Annotated in this window: 15 protein-coding genes, 3 tRNA genes and 1 pseudogene; 4 read left to right on the forward strand and 15 right to left on the reverse strand. The window is 48.4% G+C overall.

What is annotated here, in order from left to right:
- Positions 1-45: 45 nt before the first annotated feature.
- The 3 genes from EOE67_RS20135 to EOE67_RS20145 form a co-directional block, all read right to left on the reverse strand.
- Positions 46-121 (reverse strand) — tRNA-Val (locus EOE67_RS20135).
- A gap of 38 nt (positions 122-159) precedes the next feature.
- A tRNA-Val gene (locus tag EOE67_RS20140) sits at positions 160-235 on the reverse strand.
- A 55-nt stretch (positions 236-290) separates the two neighbouring features.
- Positions 291-366: transfer RNA gene (locus tag EOE67_RS20145), tRNA-Val, on the reverse strand.
- Positions 367-568: 202 nt separating this feature from the next.
- On the opposite strand from EOE67_RS20145, the gene gltX reads away from it, so the two are divergent.
- Together gltX and EOE67_RS20155 are read left to right on the forward strand one after the other, a co-directional pair.
- Positions 569-1,981, forward strand: a complete 1,413-nt coding sequence (gene gltX, locus EOE67_RS20150; protein ID WP_127701376.1) for a glutamate--tRNA ligase — start codon at positions 569-571, stop codon at positions 1,979-1,981.
- A 118-nt stretch (positions 1,982-2,099) separates the two neighbouring features.
- Positions 2,100-3,032 carry a DUF481 domain-containing protein gene (locus EOE67_RS20155; protein ID WP_240652895.1) on the forward strand — a complete coding sequence of 311 codons (933 nt, stop codon included), beginning with the start codon at positions 2,100-2,102 and terminating at the stop codon, positions 3,030-3,032.
- Between the two features lie 99 nt (positions 3,033-3,131).
- On the opposite strand, the gene serA is transcribed toward EOE67_RS20155, so the two are convergent.
- From serA to ppnP, 6 genes are all read right to left on the reverse strand, one after another.
- Positions 3,132-4,358: a phosphoglycerate dehydrogenase gene (gene serA / locus EOE67_RS20160; RefSeq protein ID WP_127701379.1), complete on the reverse strand. Its 1,227-nt coding sequence runs from the start codon at positions 4,356-4,358 to the stop codon at positions 3,132-3,134.
- A 112-nt stretch (positions 4,359-4,470) separates the two neighbouring features.
- A complete protein-coding gene (gene rpiA, locus EOE67_RS20165) occupies positions 4,471-5,127 on the reverse strand; it encodes a ribose-5-phosphate isomerase RpiA (RefSeq protein WP_127701381.1) in 657 nt (218 codons plus the stop codon).
- 193 nt (positions 5,128-5,320) lie between these two features.
- Positions 5,321-6,406 (reverse strand): calcium/sodium antiporter, encoded by a 1,086-nt coding sequence (locus tag EOE67_RS20170; RefSeq protein ID WP_240652896.1) that lies wholly within the window; start codon positions 6,404-6,406, stop codon positions 5,321-5,323.
- 117 nt (positions 6,407-6,523) lie between these two features.
- Positions 6,524-7,882 (reverse strand): DUF4397 domain-containing protein, encoded by a 1,359-nt coding sequence (locus EOE67_RS20175; RefSeq protein WP_127701384.1) that lies wholly within the window; start codon positions 7,880-7,882, stop codon positions 6,524-6,526.
- Between the two features lie 155 nt (positions 7,883-8,037).
- Complete coding sequence (locus EOE67_RS20180) at positions 8,038-9,855, reverse strand: ABCB family ABC transporter ATP-binding protein/permease (RefSeq protein ID WP_127701386.1); 1,818 nt, start codon at positions 9,853-9,855, stop codon at positions 8,038-8,040.
- Between the two features lie 94 nt (positions 9,856-9,949).
- Positions 9,950-10,231 carry a pyrimidine/purine nucleoside phosphorylase gene (ppnP, locus tag EOE67_RS20185; RefSeq protein ID WP_127701388.1) on the reverse strand — a complete coding sequence of 94 codons (282 nt, stop codon included), beginning with the start codon at positions 10,229-10,231 and terminating at the stop codon, positions 9,950-9,952.
- 237 nt (positions 10,232-10,468) lie between these two features.
- Between ppnP and EOE67_RS20190 the strand changes: the two genes are divergently transcribed.
- Both EOE67_RS20190 and EOE67_RS20600 read left to right on the forward strand, forming a co-directional pair.
- The gene (locus tag EOE67_RS20190) at positions 10,469-11,824 is read left to right on the forward strand and encodes a diguanylate cyclase domain-containing protein (RefSeq protein WP_127701389.1); all 1,356 of its coding nucleotides are present in this window, start codon (positions 10,469-10,471) and stop codon (positions 11,822-11,824) included.
- Positions 11,825-11,965, forward strand: a complete 141-nt coding sequence (locus EOE67_RS20600; RefSeq protein ID WP_164852452.1) for a hypothetical protein — start codon at positions 11,825-11,827, stop codon at positions 11,963-11,965.
- A gap of 69 nt (positions 11,966-12,034) precedes the next feature.
- Here EOE67_RS20600 and EOE67_RS20605 read toward each other — a convergent pair whose 3' ends face one another.
- From EOE67_RS20605 to EOE67_RS21185, 6 genes and pseudogenes are all read right to left on the reverse strand, one after another.
- Complete coding sequence (locus tag EOE67_RS20605) at positions 12,035-12,184, reverse strand: hypothetical protein (RefSeq protein WP_164852453.1); 150 nt, start codon at positions 12,182-12,184, stop codon at positions 12,035-12,037.
- A gap of 8 nt (positions 12,185-12,192) precedes the next feature.
- Positions 12,193-14,811: an AAA family ATPase gene (locus tag EOE67_RS20195; RefSeq protein ID WP_127701391.1), complete on the reverse strand. Its 2,619-nt coding sequence runs from the start codon at positions 14,809-14,811 to the stop codon at positions 12,193-12,195.
- 128 nt (positions 14,812-14,939) lie between these two features.
- Complete coding sequence (locus EOE67_RS21145; RefSeq protein WP_420849800.1) at positions 14,940-15,308, reverse strand: 4-fold beta flower protein; 369 nt, start codon at positions 15,306-15,308, stop codon at positions 14,940-14,942.
- Between the two features lie 486 nt (positions 15,309-15,794).
- A complete protein-coding gene (locus EOE67_RS20200) occupies positions 15,795-16,076 on the reverse strand; it encodes a hypothetical protein (protein WP_206099681.1) in 282 nt (93 codons plus the stop codon).
- A gap of 653 nt (positions 16,077-16,729) precedes the next feature.
- Positions 16,730-17,128, reverse strand: coding sequence for a hypothetical protein (locus tag EOE67_RS20205; RefSeq protein ID WP_127701393.1), 399 nt, complete (start codon positions 17,126-17,128; stop codon positions 16,730-16,732).
- A 52-nt stretch (positions 17,129-17,180) separates the two neighbouring features.
- A pseudogene (locus EOE67_RS21185) lies at positions 17,181-17,290 on the reverse strand (IS110 family transposase); the annotation flags it as partial.

Below are 17,290 nucleotides of genomic sequence, written 5' to 3' on the forward strand. Positions count from 1 at the left end.
TCGGTCAGGAGCATTGCTGTGTATTGCGGTAAACGAAGAGGAATTTGGTGGATGGTACTGGGCTCGAACCAGTGACCCTCGCCTTGTAAGGGCGATGCTCTCCCAGCTGAGCTAACCATCCTGGGGTATTTGTTTGCTATTTAAAAACAGCATTTGATATGGTGGATTGTACTGGGTTCGAACCAGTGACCCCCGCCTTGTAAGGGCGATGCTCTCCCAACTGAGCTAACAATCCATGGGATATCAATTTCTAATCTTAAGTTTTAATTTTTAAAACTCAACAAACGTTATGGTGGATTGTACTGGGTTCGAACCAGTGACCCCCGCCTTGTAAGGGCGATGCTCTCCCAGCTGAGCTAACAATCCGCTGCAACGTTCGGCCGTCATTATAGGGGGCGGACAAATGCTGTCAATCATATTTTATGTTTTTGCCGCTGTCTGCTGTAAAAGTAATCATTTTGCCAGGCCGCTGGAAATTCTGCATAAAAGCCAGGCCGAACAGCCGTGCAAGAAGGCAGCTTGATTGGTACAATAGCCGCATTATGTAGACTGACTTACTGGATTAATCATGTCAATTGTTTCCCGTTTCGCGCCAAGTCCAACTGGCTACCTGCATGTCGGCGGCGCCCGCACCGCGTTATTCAGCTGGTTATATGCCAGAAAATATGGCGGCACTTTTATTCTGCGCATTGAAGATACCGATTTAGAACGCTCGTCCCAGGAATCGGTGGATGCTATTTTAGATGGTATGAACTGGTTAGGTTTAGATTGGGACCAAGGTCCATTCTATCAAACCAAACGTTTTGATTTATATAAAGAAGTCGTGGCGCAGCTGTTAGCTGATGGCAAAGCATATAAGTGTTTTTGCACCATCGAAGAAGTTGATGCGATGCGTGAAGCACAAACCGCTGCTGGCGAAAAGCCAAAATATAACGGCATGTGGCGTGACCGCACCGATCACCCAACCGACAAACCTTTTGTGATCCGGTTTAAAAACCCACAAGAAGGGGTGGTGGTGATTGATGATTTAATCAAAGGCCGCATCGAAGTTGCCAACACTGAACTGGATGATTTAATCATCGCCCGCAGTGACGGCACGCCAACGTACAATTTGACCGTAGTGGTCGACGACTGGAAAATGGGCGTCACCCACGTTATCCGTGGTGATGACCACGTCAACAACACACCACGGCAGATGAATATTCTGGCCGCGCTTGGTGCCGACATTCCAAAATACGCCCATGTGCCGATGATTTTAGGCGATGACGGCAAACGATTATCCAAACGCCATGGTGCTGTTGGCGTAATGCAATACCGCGATGACGGTTATCTGCCGGAAGCTTTATTAAATTATCTGGTACGCCTTGGCTGGTCGCATGGTGATCAGGAAATTTTCAGTCTGGAAGAGTTGGTGCAGATTTTTGATTTGTCTGACTGCAACCGTGCGCCTTCGGCGTTTAACACCGAAAAACTGCAGTGGTTAAATCAGCATTATATTCGTACTTCAGATCCGGCTTATGTCGCAAAACATCTGCAATGGCATGTCACTGAACAAAAACTGGATATCAGCAATGGCCCAACGCTTGAGCAGTTAGTTGCAGTGCAAGGCGAGCGAGTGAAGACGTTAAAAGAAATGGTTGAAGTGAGCCGTTATTTCTTTGAGGATTTTAGTGAGTTTGAAGAAAACGCTGCCAAAAAACATTTACGTCCGGTCGCAGCAGAGCCACTCAAAGCGGTGCAACAAGCACTGGCTGCAATCACCGACTGGACCGCTGAAAATGTGCATGCTGCCATTAACAGCGCTGCCGAAAGTTTGGGTTTAGGCATGGGTAAAGTGGGTATGCCACTGCGGGTAGCCGTGACGGGTGGTGGTAATTCGCCATCGCTGGACGCAACGCTGGCGCTGATTGGCCAGGCCCGTTGTCTGGCACGGATTGAACTGGCGCTGGCATTTATCAGTCAGCGTGGTGAAGCCGCGTAAGCAAACTTTTCAAAAGTTGATGTGAAGAAAGCCAGTCACTGACTGGCTTTTTGTTTGAGTGATGTTGATGAAAATGGCGGCGCAGCAGCGTTGTCAGTGTGTTGTGAAGGGATAAAAAATGCAGTTGTTGTTGAATAAATCGTTGAATAAATCGCTGAAGAAATCGTTGAATAAAAGCACGTGGCTGATGGTTAGCCTGGTTGCTTTAGCCTTGCCATTACCAGCGCTCAGTGCCGACACTGTGCAGGCGATGCCGTTTGCCGCGTCCACTTTACCGTCTGAGCGATTAAAGCCTGGCCAGACGTTCCAGCAATTAAAAATATCCGAAGCCGGAGTCGCCGGCACAAACAGCAATGCCGACGGCGATAATTACAAGCCATGGGCTGGTGATGTCGAGTTGGGTCTGGTGCTGAGCAGTGGCAACACCGAATCAACCGCCGTGCGCGCCAACGCTGAATTGCAGCATGAAATGAAGGATTTTCGGAACAAATACCTGATCCAGACGTTGTTTCAGCGCAACAGTCAGTTTGACCAGGAAAACAACACCAAAACCAGTAATACCACCGGCCAGCGATTAAATCTGGTGGGACAGAGCAACTACAAATTTCATCGTAGTGAGTTCAGTATCTTCGGTCGGGGTGCTTATCTGAACGACCGGTTTGGTGCCTTTCGCGAGCAAGCATCTATCGCAGCGGGTTCAGCGATGCGGCTTTATGAAGAGGGTGATAGCTACTGGGACATCGAAACTGGTCCTGGTTTTGCGCATCAGGAAACTTCAGATGGCGATCGTAGCACCGGCATTATCTGGTACGCCGCCACCAACCTCGACTATCAGCTGAATGAGCACAACAGTTTCCGGCAGTCTCTGGAATGGTCGGTGTCGCTGGATGGTAAAAACTCCAGCTGGTTAAGCCGTAGCGCCTTTACTTCGCAGGTGAGCGGCCAGCTGTCGATGCGTCTGGGCTTTATTGTGAAATATGACTCGAACCCAGGTGAATTCCGCTCCAAAACCGATACCGAAACTTCGGCGACGCTGGTGTATTCGTTCTGATGGTTCTTGCCGTAAAAAAATTCGGCAATAAAAAAGGTAGGGTGGGTAAGCGCAGTTAGCGCCACCCACCATGTCGAAGCTGCTTACAATAAGTGCACCTTAGTGCAATACCCGCGCTTTTAACGTACCTGGGATAGCTTTCAGTTCATTCAGTGCCAGCTCGTGATCGAGGCTGTCGATATCAATCACCACATAACCAATCTCAGCGTTGGTTTGCAGATACTGACCGGAAATGTTGATGCCATGCTTGGCAAACGCTTCGTTGATTTTGGTCAGCATCCCCGGTTGGTTTTTGTGGATATGCAATAACCGCGAACGGCCTTTGTATTCTGGCAGTGACACTTCCGGGAAATTGACCGCCGACAAGGTGGAACCGTTGTCTGAGTATTTCACCAGTTTACCGGCCACTTCATAACCGATATTTTCTTGTGCTTCCTGAGTCGAACCACCGATGTGTGGCGTCAGGATCACGTTGTCAAAAGCACGCAGCGGCGATTCAAATTCTTCGTCATTGCCGGTCGGTTCAACTGGGAATACATCAATGGCAGCGCCAGCCAGCTTGTTCTCGGCTAAAGCACGGGCTAAGGCATCGATATCAACCACAGTGCCACGCGAAGCGTTGATCAGAATGGCACCATGCTTCATTAAATCGAGTTCAGCTTCGCCAATCATATTCTGGGTCTGCGCTGTTTCCGGCACATGCAAAGTCACCACGTCAGAAGTTTTCAGCAAGGTCGCCATATCGACCTGAGTGGCATTACCCAGCACCAGTTTGTCTTCAATATCGTAAAACTGCACCCGCATGCCGATGTTTTCCGCCATGATCGACAACTGGGTGCCAATGTGACCATAACCGATAATGCCCAGCGTTTTACCCCGCGCTTCGTACGACTGAGTCGCCGTTTTTTGCCATTCACCGCGGTGTGCAGCAGCGTTACGTTGTGGAATACCACGCAACAACATAATAATTTGACCCAGCACCAGCTCAGCCACGGAGCGGGTATTGGAGAACGGCGCATTAAACACCGGAATGGCCCGGGCTAAAGCAGCGTCTAAATCAACCTGATTGGTACCGATACAGAAACACCCAATGGCGACCAGTTTACCGGCTTCGTTGAGGACCTTTTCGGTCAGCTGAGTGCGCGAACGGATGCCAATAAAATGCACATCTTTAATTTTTTCAATCAGTTCTGCTTCTGACAACGAAGTTTTCAGATATTCGATATTGCTGTAACCCTGATTTTTGAAACTTTGCACCGCGCTTTGGTGCAAGCCTTCCAGCAGCAAAATCTTGATTTTGTCTTTCGGCAGTGAGTACTTTTCCATCTTCATTTCTCTTTAATGTTGCAAAATTCTGTCGACCAAAATGGGTCAATAAGGTTGTTGTTTACGTGGACAACGTCAGGGTCTTTTGACCGCTGTATTTTTATTTCTAGTTTTAATTCAGTACTTTGGTGCCATCGGCAGTGCCGACTAAGACCAGATCGGCAGCGCGGCAGGCAAAAATGCCGTTAGTGACCACGCCGGTGATCTGATTTACTTGTTGTTCAAACGCCACTGGATCGGTAATTTTTAGATCAAAGACATCGAGAATAATATTGCCGTTGTCGGTGATGACAGCTTCGCGCCAAACCGGGCGGCCACCGAGTTTTTGAAGCTCACGCGCGACATAATTGCGCGCCATTGGAATGACTTCAACCGGTAATGGGAATTTACCCAGCACCGTAACCTGCTTGGTGCTATCAACGATACAGATAAATTTGTCGGCCACTGCAGCGACAATTTTCTCGCGGGTTAACGCGGCGCCGCCACCTTTAATCATATGCCTGGCCGGATTGATTTCATCGGCACCATCGACATAGACACTGAAACTTTCAACGTCATTTAAATCCAGTACTTCGATGCCCAAGGCACGCATTTTTTCGGTGCTTTGAATGGAGCTGGAAACAGCGCCTTTGATTTCAGATTTAATCGAAGCGAGTGCATCAATAAAATGATTCACAGTAGAACCAGTACCAACACCGACGATGGTGTGGCGGGGAACATGCTCTAATGCAGCCCAGGCAGCATTTTTTTTCATTTCATCTTGCGTCATCGATAGTCCGGAAAGTTTTAGCCATAAAGATGGATATTATATCGAAAGCGGGGGCGCGCAACAGTGCAAAATGGCCTTAGTTGCAGAAAATCTGTTGCACAAGGTGGTGGCGAGCAGACAACCTTGGTTCTGCCTATGGGTCAGCCAAAAAAAACGCTTCCGAAGAAGCGTTTTTGTTGCAACCAACGGCGTGTTAAGCCGCGTTTTGTTTGTTTCTGGTGCGAAAATCCAGCAATAACGACACGACCACATAAACAAGAACCAGTGGCACCAGGCCAAACATAATACCGTCCTGTAGTTGTGCCAGGTAAGATTTGCCAAGTGCCAAAGCAATCAGATACCAGGTATAAGCGACATACAAAATCAGGAACAACACACCATCAATCCGGTTGAGCACTGAACCGGCAAAGAAGAACGGCACACACAACATGGCCACAGCCAGCATCACCGGGATATCAATTTGTGCCAGTTGGTCGCCGGCGACGAGTGGAATTGGTGATACCAGACCCGAAATACCCAGCACACAAAGAATGTTAAAAATGTTACTGCCAACGACGTTGCCGACCGCGATATCCCGTTCGCCGCGGATGGTCGCGACAATCGAAGTGACCACTTCTGGTAGCGAAGTACCGGCCGCAACAATGGTCAAACCAATCACCGCTTCATTGACGCCCCAGGCCGTTGCCAGTTCGATGGCACTTTGCACCAGCCAACGGGCGCCTAACACCAACAACACCAAACCACCGACCACAAACAACAAGTTTTGCCACATTGGGTGTGGCTCTTTCAGCAGCTCAGCGACTTCGTTATTCGCTTCTGCCGTTGCAGCGCCTTGTGCTTTCCCTTGTTTAAACAGGAAATAGGTGTAAGCACAGACGCCGATGGTCAGTAAGGTCGCTTCAATTTTATCAATTTGGCCATCCTGCACCATCAGCACTGTGATGACTGACACCGCAACCATGATCGGAACATCTTGGCGGATGAGCTGGCGGGAGATAATCAGCGGCATAATCAACGCGGACACACCAAGAATAAACAACACATTAAAAATGTTGCTACCAACCACGTTGGCAATAGCCAATTCGGCCTGTCCGGCGTAAGCAGCCTTGACGCTGACCGCAAGTTCTGGCGCGCTGGTGCCGAACGCAACGACGGTTAAACCAATCACTAAACTGGGGATACCAAAGGTTGCCGCCAATCGAGCGGCACCTTTGACTAACAGATCGGCGCCGATCACCAGCAGCACCAAGCCGGCTGCTAAAAATAGCCATGTCATCATGTTTAATCTCACTTTGCAGTTAACACTGACCACAGCCTACTGATATGGTGGGTAAAACACAACAGACAACAAGGCTGGAGCGCCATCGGCGACGCTCCTTGGCCAAGTTAAGTCGAGTTATTTCACCAGACTGAGTTTATAACCGCTGTTGGCATAATGATCAGGCTCTGCCACCAACACATAATTACTACCGGCGGTTAGTTTCAGCAGTTCAGTTTGCGCCAACAGCATTTTGTTATTGTTGGCATCCTTGTGCACGATATACATGGTGTATTCGCCAACCGGCAGCGTAACTGCACTTTGTGACGCGTAATTCAGTGTGCTGATGTAGTAGCCGCTGGTTTCCATGGTTTGGCCAGGTTTTACAAAGTAGACACTGATCTGATCAAAACCCGGAATGACGTTGACGACATTAAAGTTAAAATCAAATACCTGAGGCAGTTTGCTGTCAGTTAAAGTAATCGCAGCTGCTTTTTCGGCCGCGTCCCGATAGAACACCACGGTTTTAACGGCGCCTTGATTGAGGGTTACCAGGCCGTTGCGCATAATCAGCGCATTGTTCTGATCGGATAATGACACCCGGTAATCACCCGCAACAGTTTCCAGATAGGGGCTTAATGTATCCGCCGCCAGACCACTGAAAATTGGTGATGCCGACAATTCACCAAGATGGATATTGGCCGGATTGACGCTGTCGATGCTGTTGTACACGCGGAACTGGGCGTTAGAATTGACATCCTCCATGGTGGTCACCGAAGTAGTATTGACAATAACATCAATGGCGAATTTACCTTGCGCCGGGCCAATTGCGGCACGAGTAACCATTACATATTCTGTCAGGTAGTTCAGGGTAATCGGATCCGATTTAAATAACACGGTTTTTGAACCGCCTTCGGTCAGGTACAGCTTGTATGTGTCGACATCATAAGTTTTAGCCTGGGCGATAGTTTTATACCCGGCACTGCCAACCAACACCGCTTCAGCAAAGGTTTTTTCCGCGTCACCCAGATAGAGATCATAAGTTTTGCTGTTGTTGATCAGGTTGACCAGGATCACTTTAAACTGGTCATCTAACGTATCGTCGCGGGCAAAAGTCAGGTTAATCAGTTCCGGATTTGAGTAATTGCCGGTTATCAATAACAGCGTTTTCTGACTGTTTTTCAGTTCAGTTTTATCGGTCATCACAGTGGTGACACTGCCAGAAGTTGAGGTGTAGTTCAGTTCCAGGCTGTAACTGCCAGCCTCCATTGATTGCAATGGGGTTGCATCGGCAAAACCGGCGCTACCGATCGCAATGTCGGTGGTGCTGGTGCCCAGATTAGCAACCACTGCCGTGGTGGCACTATTGGCCGAACCATTGTAAAACTGCAGGTAGGATGTTGGGTAAGTGGCCGATTCGTCAGACGAGCTGCTGCCACCACAACCGGCTAACCACAAAGTACTGCACACTAAGGTAAACAGGGACACTATTTTCATAAAATTCTCTATCCAGATATGCCAAAAAGCAGACATAGGAACAGAATTTTTGATGTTAGTTGCCGCTTTTACTCAGCTTTACCGGGCTAAACCTTTCTTTACACAGCGTAATGATCTTTAACGACGAATTCTTTCATCATTGCAACAGCAGCCCTTCATTCTTTGACATCAGCCTGTTGTTCACGCTGTTGCAAAGCCCAAAGCTCGGTGTAATAACCGTTGAGTGTCAAAAGCTGTTGATGCGAACCTTGCTCCACCACTTTGCCTTGTTGCAGCACCACAATCAGATCGGCATCGACTACGGTCGACAAGCGGTGGGCAATCACCAGTGAAGTGTGGCCGGTAGCGACTTCACGCATGGCGGTTAAAATCGCACTTTCGCTTTGTGAATCCAGCGCTGAAGTGGCTTCATCAAAAATCAGAATGGGCGAGCGCTTGAGTAAGACTCTGGCAATGGCGATGCGCTGTTTTTCGCCGCCCGATACTTTTAAACCCCGTTCGCCAACTAAGGTGGCATCACCTTGTGGCAAGCTTTGAATAAAGTGGCGTAAATGTGCTAAATCAATCGCCTGATCAATATCTTGCTGTGATGCCGCCGGATTGCCATACGCTATATTGTCGCGGATGCTGCTGTTAAACAGCACAGTGTCCTGCGGCACGATGGCAATGGCACGGCGCAAACTATCCAGCGTCAAGCTGCGGATATCCTGGCCGTCGACTAAAATCTGGCCGCTGTTTATTTCGTAAAAACGGTACAGTAACCGTGCCAGCGTACTTTTGCCGGCACCAGAACTGCCAACTACCGCCACTTTCTGACCAGGGGCAATTTTGAGGTTAAACTGCTGCAAAATGACTCTTTCGGCTTGATAACCAAAGCTAACATCGCGAAATTCAATACTGGCTTGTTGTAGCTGCAATTCACGCGCATCCGGCGCATCGACGATACTGGCTTTACGTTGCAACAGACCCAGCATATTTTCCAAATCAGTTAACGCGCGGCGAATTTCCCGGTAGACAAAACCTAAAAAATTCAGCGGGATAAATAGCTGGATCATATAAGCATTGATCATCGCCAAATCGCCTAACGTCAGTTCTTTGTCCAGCACACCTTTGGCGGCCAGCCACATCATCAGCGTAATGGCGGCAGCAATAATGAGTGCTTGCCCCGAGTTCAGCGCCAACAATGACATGCGGTTTTTCAGCTTGGCAGTTTCCCATTTCGCCAGAAAGTCGTCGTAGATTTTCGCTTCATAGGCTTCGTTATTAAAGTATTTGACCGTTTCGTAATTCAGCAGGCTGTCGACGGCACGGGTATTGGTGGCGGAATCGGCCTGATTGGCTTCACGGATAAACTTGTTGCGCCATTCGGTAATAGCCACCGTGAACCAGATATAAAAACTGACGGCAACGGCCGTGATCAACGCGTACCAGAACGAAAATAAGCCCCAGAAAATGGCGGCCACCAACACAATTTCCAGCAAGGTCGGCACAATGTTAAACATCAGAAAACGCATTAAAAAACTGAGGCCATTGGTGCCACGTTCGATGTCGCGGCTAATGCCACCGGTATTGCGATCCAGATGAAACGCCAGCTCCAGCTGATGTAAATGTTGAAACACCCGCAGGCCAATTTTTCGCATCGCATGTTCGGTCACTCTGCTAAACAGCGCGTCACGAATTTCACCAAAAAATACCGTGCCAAAACGCAATAGACCGTACCCTGCGATCAGCAACAGCGGTAGCGTGATGGTGGGGTGTAACGAGCGATCGAGGCCGTCAACAATCAGTTTTAGCGCATAAGGCAGTAGTAAAGTGGTGGCTTTGGCGGCAATCAGTGCCAGCATCGCGAGTAAAATGCGGCCTTTAAAGGCCCATAAGTAGGGCCACATGTACTGGATAGTTTGTTTCAGATTAAGCGCCTGTGCCGATTTCCCGCTATCAGGTCGTTTCGCTGCTGTTCCCATCCCGCGCATTGTGGCTCCCGAGTGATGTGTAGTTTCAAACCGGCATTCGCGTAGTTTGAAACAATCCAAATCATGCGCGAAAGCATTGATTTAGAAAAAAAGATTATTCATAAGTGCAAAGGTAAGCCGTATCGGTCGCCACTTGCAGCTGAAATTTGCTGTGTGCCGGCACTGCAAACTGCTGACCACGGCTAAAGGTTTGCCACTGCTTGCTACCAGGTAACTTCACCGTTAACGCGCCGCTGACGATGGTCAGCACTTCATGCTGACTGGTGCCAAATTCATAGTCGCCTGGCGCCATCACACCGACTGTCGCTGGCAGTTGTTCACCGGCAAAGGCGATGGACGCCACTTTACCATCAAAATACTGATTAATTTTAAACATCATATGCTCCTGAGAAGATTCAGCTTTAGTAAATCGTAATTTAGCGGGCTTGAACAGCTTTTTTTGGATGTATGGATGTCTGAAATGTTTCAGTGACAGGCACTGTGTTGGCTGCCGATTGCGCTTTAGGCGATGACAGGTTACTGTTAAATGTACCAAATTTTGGCCCCTGGAATTTTCCGCTGTTGCCAGGGCGAATTTCAGGCGTCGGGTACCAGATTGCCGCAGGAGCAGTAAGTGGACAACAACCATTTTGTCGCGATTAGTCAGTACATCGATTTGTTGCTGGATGCCATTTGTGTGGTCGACGCGTCCGGCACTTTTGTGTTTGTCAGTGCCGGTGCCGAGCGTATTTTTGGGTATAAACCGGAAGAAATGATTGGCCGCTCGATGCTGGATTTGATCCATCCGGATGACCAGGCCAAAACCTTACAAACCGCAGCTGAAATTATGCTGGATCAGCCGAAAGTCGACTTTGAAAACCGTTACTTGCGTAAAGACGGTCAGGTGGTGCATTTGTTGTGGTCAGCACGTTGGTCGGCCTCCGATCAACGGCGGGTGGCCGTGGCGCGCGACATTACGCAGCTCAAACGTGCGCAGCAGCGCCAGTCCGCTTTGTATCAGATTTCCGAAGCGGCGCATGCGGCGCAAAACTTGTCCGAGTTATATCAACATATTCACCAGATCATCGCGGCTATTTTACCGGCGGCAAACTTCGCCATTTTGCTGACCGATGCTGAAAACGGCTTATTGCAGTTCGCTTGCCAGGCTGCTGTCGAGCCGGAAGCAATAGTGCGGCATCAGGCGCAGATTATTCAGTTTGCACAACAAGTACTGTCAGGGCGTAGTACCTTACGTACCAGCCTGACGCAAGCGACCGCATCGCCGGGTAATGATGAGCAGCACGACGATTTGCAACATTGGTTGGTGGTACCGTTGCGGCAACAAAACAGCTGGCCGGGAGCGCTGGTGTTATTTGGCCAGCAGCCATACAGCGCGCTTGATCAGGAACTACTGGAATTTGTCTCGACGCAAATTGCCTCGGCGATTGAGCGCAAAAAAATGCACGACCGACTGCAGCATATCGCCTTATACGACGTATTGACTGGCTTGCCAAACCGGCTGTTGTTTGCAGACCGGTTGCAGTCAGCGCTATACCGTGCTGACCGCGAAAAATCGCAGTTTGCTGTATTGTATCTGGACTTGGATAAATTCAAACAAGTGAACGACGAGGCCGGCCACGCTGTCGGCGATTTACTACTGCAACAAGCGGCCGAGCGGATCAAACATGCCGTGCGCAGCAGCGACACTGTCGCCCGGTTTGGTGGCGACGAATTTGTGGTATTACTGGAGCATATTGACGCGCTTTCGACGGCGCAGACCGTGGCCGAAAAAGTCCGGTTAGCGCTGAATGCACCTTTTGCCCTCGCCGGTGAGCAGTTTTATGTTTATCCCAGCATTGGTATTTCAGCATTTCCGTCACAAGGGATGGATGAAAAACAACTGTTGCTCGAAGCTGATAGGGCAATGTATCAGGCGAAAAATGCTGGTGGGAATCAGGTGAGTGGTGGTGTGGGTTTGTCTGGCGAGTAGTTGCTGTTTGGTATTTTTGGTTTGGCAGCAAATGGCTGGTTAGAAGAGCGTTTCGCCTGTGGCGAGTTTCTTTCTTTTGCTTCGCCAAAAGAAAGAAACCAAAGAAAAGGCGACCCCGGATCGCTCGAAAGCCCGCAATAAAATCAACAGTTTGAGGCGCTGGCAAAACTCGCGAGCTGCTAGCGTCAGCTCGCTCAAACAGTTGCCAGCTTAAAACCTCAAACCGTCGATTTTAAAGCGGCTCGCTTTACGGGGATGAAGAGCAACAGTTTTACTACGAACGTTCATTTTGAGCGAGTTGCGGACATTAACGCCGTGCTCTGCGGAAAATTTGTCCGACAGCAGCGCATTATTTGGCATTTCCACTCCTACGCGGTTGCCTTCGCGGTCTTTCTCCGATTCTGAATGGCTTCAACAATCGCTTTCAAGGCAACGATGTCATTGCCCAAATCAGCCGCGGAGGGAACTGCAGCAGCTTTTGCCGACGATGGGTCGTGGGCCGTTATCACATCACAACTTCGCTTATGCAGTTTTTCAATAGCTTCGTATTCGGGACGGCTAAAACCGACAACCTCTTCGAGCGAGTCCACACGAATCCAGTCGCGATATCGCTTCACGACGCCATTAAAAACAACGTCTTGAATTACTCTTTCGAGCGTTGCCCTTAACCGGTCATACTGGTGTCGCATATCACCAATCTCTTTTTCATTAGGATATGCCGGCCACGTCTTCGCAAGCTTGCTCTGCGCCTGCTCAAGAGCGTTTATTCTCGCTTTATAGCCTTGATGATCCCACGGGAGGCCATCATTAACACAGCCAGGTGCGCCCCCTTGCCACTCCAAAAAGAATGTTGAGTTAGGAATACCTGCTGTCTCGATCTCATCGGATAGTTGGCCAAGAAATGAAGTATCGTGAGTAAACACTACTACTTGCCGATTCTTAGCCTCCTCAACCAATCTCTGGGCAACATTTCGTCGCCGCCAATGATCCAACGACGAAACCGGATCATCGAGGATAATTCCACACGAATGATTGGCGAGCACCAATTCAGCAAAGAATGAACCCAGCGCGATAGCACGTTGCTCACCTTCGCTAAGAATCTCATCAATTTTGTTCGTAACTGGAAGATCTAGTAGAAGTTGATGGTACATCTTCCCACGGGAACTACGCTCCTTTAGCTTTGTTTTGATGTGCCCAATGCCAAGTGCTTCAAACTCTTTGTCAAGAGCTTTCCTTAACTCATCTGTTACTGCGACAGTAGCAAATTCCTTTGACTTGTCAGAAATCGAACGTGTTTTTAAGGCGGGGCGACATTTTTCAAGGGAAGACTTCTTTTTCATCCGATCCAACAACTCGACTACAGCATTCAAACTCTTGGCCAAGCTTTGTCTTGCAGTAAGTTCACTCAATTCTCTTTCAAGCTTCGTTCGCTTCGTTTCATCCGCCGCTCTTGTAAGGGTTCGAAAAATCCTTAATTGTTGAGCTGCAAGCTGGCGAATTCGCACCCTTGGCGAAACATTCAAGACAGGAACCTCTGCCCATTTTGATGTTTCGAGACACTGGAGCATAAACTCTCTACGCGCATCAATCGAAGCTTGGAAATCTGAAATTACTTGATTGATTGAGCCGTCTAAGACCTTCAGTTCTTCACCAAGAGCATCATCGGCGGCGATAATAAGATCGGCTACCTTGATCTTAGTCTTGGCTATTTCGACTTTATTACGGGCTGCTTCGGCGGTCTTTGCGACATCATTCTGGATGTACTCATCAAATCGCTTAAGGCGGTTAGCCCCTGATTCGGGTAAATTTTCCTGACATAAGGGGCACACTTTACCCCCAGCAGATTGAGGAAAATCCTCTCCAGGATATGCTACTTCAGTGGAGTAACGCCGTGCGGCGTCAAAAAGAAGCTTCCAAACTTGCTCTCCAGTTCCTGGAAGTAGTTCTTCGCCGGAGCACAACGCGTCGGCAGCTTTCTTCTCAGCGTCCTCCGCAGTGATCTTCTCATCATTTATTTTCTGAAGTTTTTCAACAGCGTCTGAACTAACCCATGCCAAAGGTTTGGCAAGCTTGTCAGCGAAAGCTTTCAGTCGCATCATTGAACGCTTCGACTCTTCCGCCTTAGCCAGAGGATTCCCTTCCTTGAGAGCATTCTCAAGCTCGGCAATTCGCTTAATATCGCCTTCAGTGATGGTACCAAGTGAAGTTATAGCTTCTGGGTTTGATTTGATGGAAAGGTTTCCGATGACTCTCCCGACCTCTGTATCGCCAAGAAGATGTTCGAACGGCAACATACTTACATCAATCCCATTGATCTCTGACTCGAGCATCTCTGAGAGCTTTGGGAGAACTCGGTTGGCTAGACTTTCAATAATGTCAAGGCCGTATGGTAAGTAAGCAACATCTTGCTCCGCAGTAATGTAGGAACGAGCACACTTTGAATCAAAGACTGAGATTGACGAGAGCTGGTCTGGTGAAGTTGTGTCGCGTGTCCAATCAACTTCATGTGATACACCCATTACCTTTACATCGAATTTTGCGGTGGGCACCCTCTTAGAGGCAGTCGGATCATTTGCATCTGGGTGGACAGGCTCAGATTGATCTCTAGCCCGACAAGCTCTTTTCATAACACGAGCGTAGCCCGACTTGCCCGAACCATTTCCTCCGTAAATCACAGTAATGCCAGCTTCGGAGAAAGTGAGAATGCGATCACTCGGAATCTGATTGACGTTTTGCAGGTCTCTCAAAGCTACCAGAGTAACTCGCTCACCTGGGGCAAGTTCGGCAGGAAGGTGCTGTTTAGCGAGTGGAATCGGTAACAGTGCATCATCACTCTCTATACCGCAATCAATCTTAAGAAGCGCGTATAACTCGAACATGTCGGTCTCGTTCAGTGCTGATTCCTGCTGGAAGAGGCGGCGGCATGCATCTCGTTGCCATGACTGAAGAGATTCAGTCCACTTAAATATTTGATTAAGTAGGGTCATCCATTTCCTCTCTTGATTTCGTTATTGGGGAGCCAAAGCTGCTTCTCTCGAATAACGCCGTGCACAGTGGCGAACGTAAGAGAGTCCGGCAGACATAGGCTGCGAACTGTTGCACTTTGTTAGAACCACTACTGGCCAAGCCAAGCAAAGAAAGACTCATTTGCCCAACCTCCGGAAGGAGTTGATGGGCGAGAAGGTCTCGACGGCCTAGATGGTCTCGAAGGACGTGAAGGTCGAGATGCTCTTGATGCACGTGAAGGTCTAGAAGGGCGCGAAATCCCAGCCACAGCTTCCTTCGGATTCCATGCCACCGGCTGCCCAGACTGATTTAAGCACAGTAATCCATTAACTGGACCAAGCCAATTGCCGCTATCACTAGACCATGCATGACCATTACGAATATACGCAACCCAGTTCATATCTGTATCGAATAAATGATCATTTGGAGCAATCCAAGCAACTAAGTCACAGTCTTTATCAAAAAGTGGGTAAAGCACATTTCTCTCCTTGAAGTTCTAACATTTGTATATTGTGCCCGCACGCTTTCTCTGGTCTGTTATTTTTAAATTGGTCTGCGCTAAATATCTAAATTAGAGTGTTTTTCCTTCTTCAGCAACAGATAAATGTGCCTGTTTATTTGCTCAAAGCGTGCCTGCTTTATAGTTAAAGCAAGTAACACTTTGTATTTGTCCAGATCTACAAACAATGTCTGCTTTTGGCACAAAGTTACTTTTCCGCTGCTTTTCCGCACCGTAAAGCGAACCGCGAGTTTTGTCGGCGCCTCAAACTGTTGATTTTATTGCGGGCTTTACACTGGCTGCGCCCTGTCCTTTGGACCAGCTAAAGCTCGTCAAAGGCGAAGCCTATGCAATAACACCGTTACAAAACCATTCTGATTGGCAATCAAAAAAAGTACCGGCTTGATACTGCTGGGGTCAGAGTTCCACTCTCCTCAGGCAAGGTGCCTGTCTGCATGACCGGCATCAACTGGTTGGCTTATCATTGTCGGTCTCTGGCTCGCCGGATTGTTCTTTTTGCTGCACTTGTTCTTGCTTGATGCGTTGTAATTTTTTGATTTCTGAATGCGGAATCGGCAGCAGTGAGATAAGTGGGAATATGGCCAAAATCACATAAGCGCCGGTGGGGCGGCGTTTGGCCCAACGGACGATTTTGGGTAAACACCATAGCAATACAACAAAACTGCTGATGCTAATCATGGCAGCCAGCGCGAACCAGCCGAAGTGAATGTTTTGCGTGAAGCTCATCTAAATATCCACAAGGATTCAGTGAGTTATTTAGTGGTGTGGTCACAGTGACAATTCAAGGTTACTGCTGATTTTTTATCCGAAGCTATAAAAAAGCCGCGCTTATCACAGCGCGGCTCTATCAACGGTGCGATGCAGTCAGTCGCTTAAACGGCGCAATCTACATAATAAACTCTCTTGCCGTCGGTGATTTATTGCTGCAGGCCGACAGGGCTATCTATCGGGCGAAGAATGCCGGTAGTCATCAGGTAAGTGGATGCGCTTTCGCCATCATCTAAAAGCTACTACCGGCTGTGTTGCCTGTTAAGCGAACGACGTCACTGGAAAGGGCATTTTGATAAGTACTGCATCTTTAGATTTTTATGAAGGTCCAAAAACGAGTATTTGCAAATCCAGCCGCCGCTCCTCAACTCGTTTCGTCCAATCATCTGTGGGGTATTATCAAAATACTGGGTTTGCCTTTCGTTCGCTTGTTCATAAAGGGTGTGCGCGAAATAGCGTTGTTGTAGCACATTCACCAAGCAGGTTGATATTTTCGGTGGTAACGCGCCTGTCGGACTCTCGAGTAAAGCGTGCAACGAATAACCACCAATACCGGAATTCGTGGGACTGAGCTTCACTTCTAAATCGTCAGAAGCTGTCAACGTGAAACCTCAAATAAGCTCTGATTTCGAGCCATTTGCACCTATGTATGTTTCAGCAAAATTATAAGTGCTTACATTGTCTTCCCATTGGATATCAAATCCGCCTTGACCAGCACCACCATGCATACCAAGAGTGGTAAATTTCCACTCCTTCAATGTATCCTTGAGCACCGTATATGTGGATTTTGCCAGAGTCTGCTGAAAATTGGCTCGAGCTCTCAGTTGCAGGTCGATCCTATAAGATTCTGATAATGCATTTTCTAATGCCTGTGCATGTGGGTCATCATTGCAGCTGTTGTCAGTGTGATGCACGCCGGTATTTGTTTGACGAGATAATGCACGCGCGGGATCAGCGATTAGGTTGCGATTGGCCTCCTCCGAAAGACTGTCTGATATATCCAGTAACAATGGAAAAAGCAGGTGTTTGGCATCGAGCGCTTTTAAGATACTCTGTTCCCTGTCAATTTTTTATGTGTTGTTCACTGAACAATAATGTTGAATCGAAGGCAGTCTGGGTCTGCATGCAGGCCCAGATACCCGTCAGATATTTTCGCATCACCGCACACTGTG

The organism is Rheinheimera riviphila, assembly GCF_004005945.1.
Taxonomy (GTDB): Bacteria; Pseudomonadota; Gammaproteobacteria; order Enterobacterales; family Alteromonadaceae; genus Pararheinheimera; species Pararheinheimera riviphila.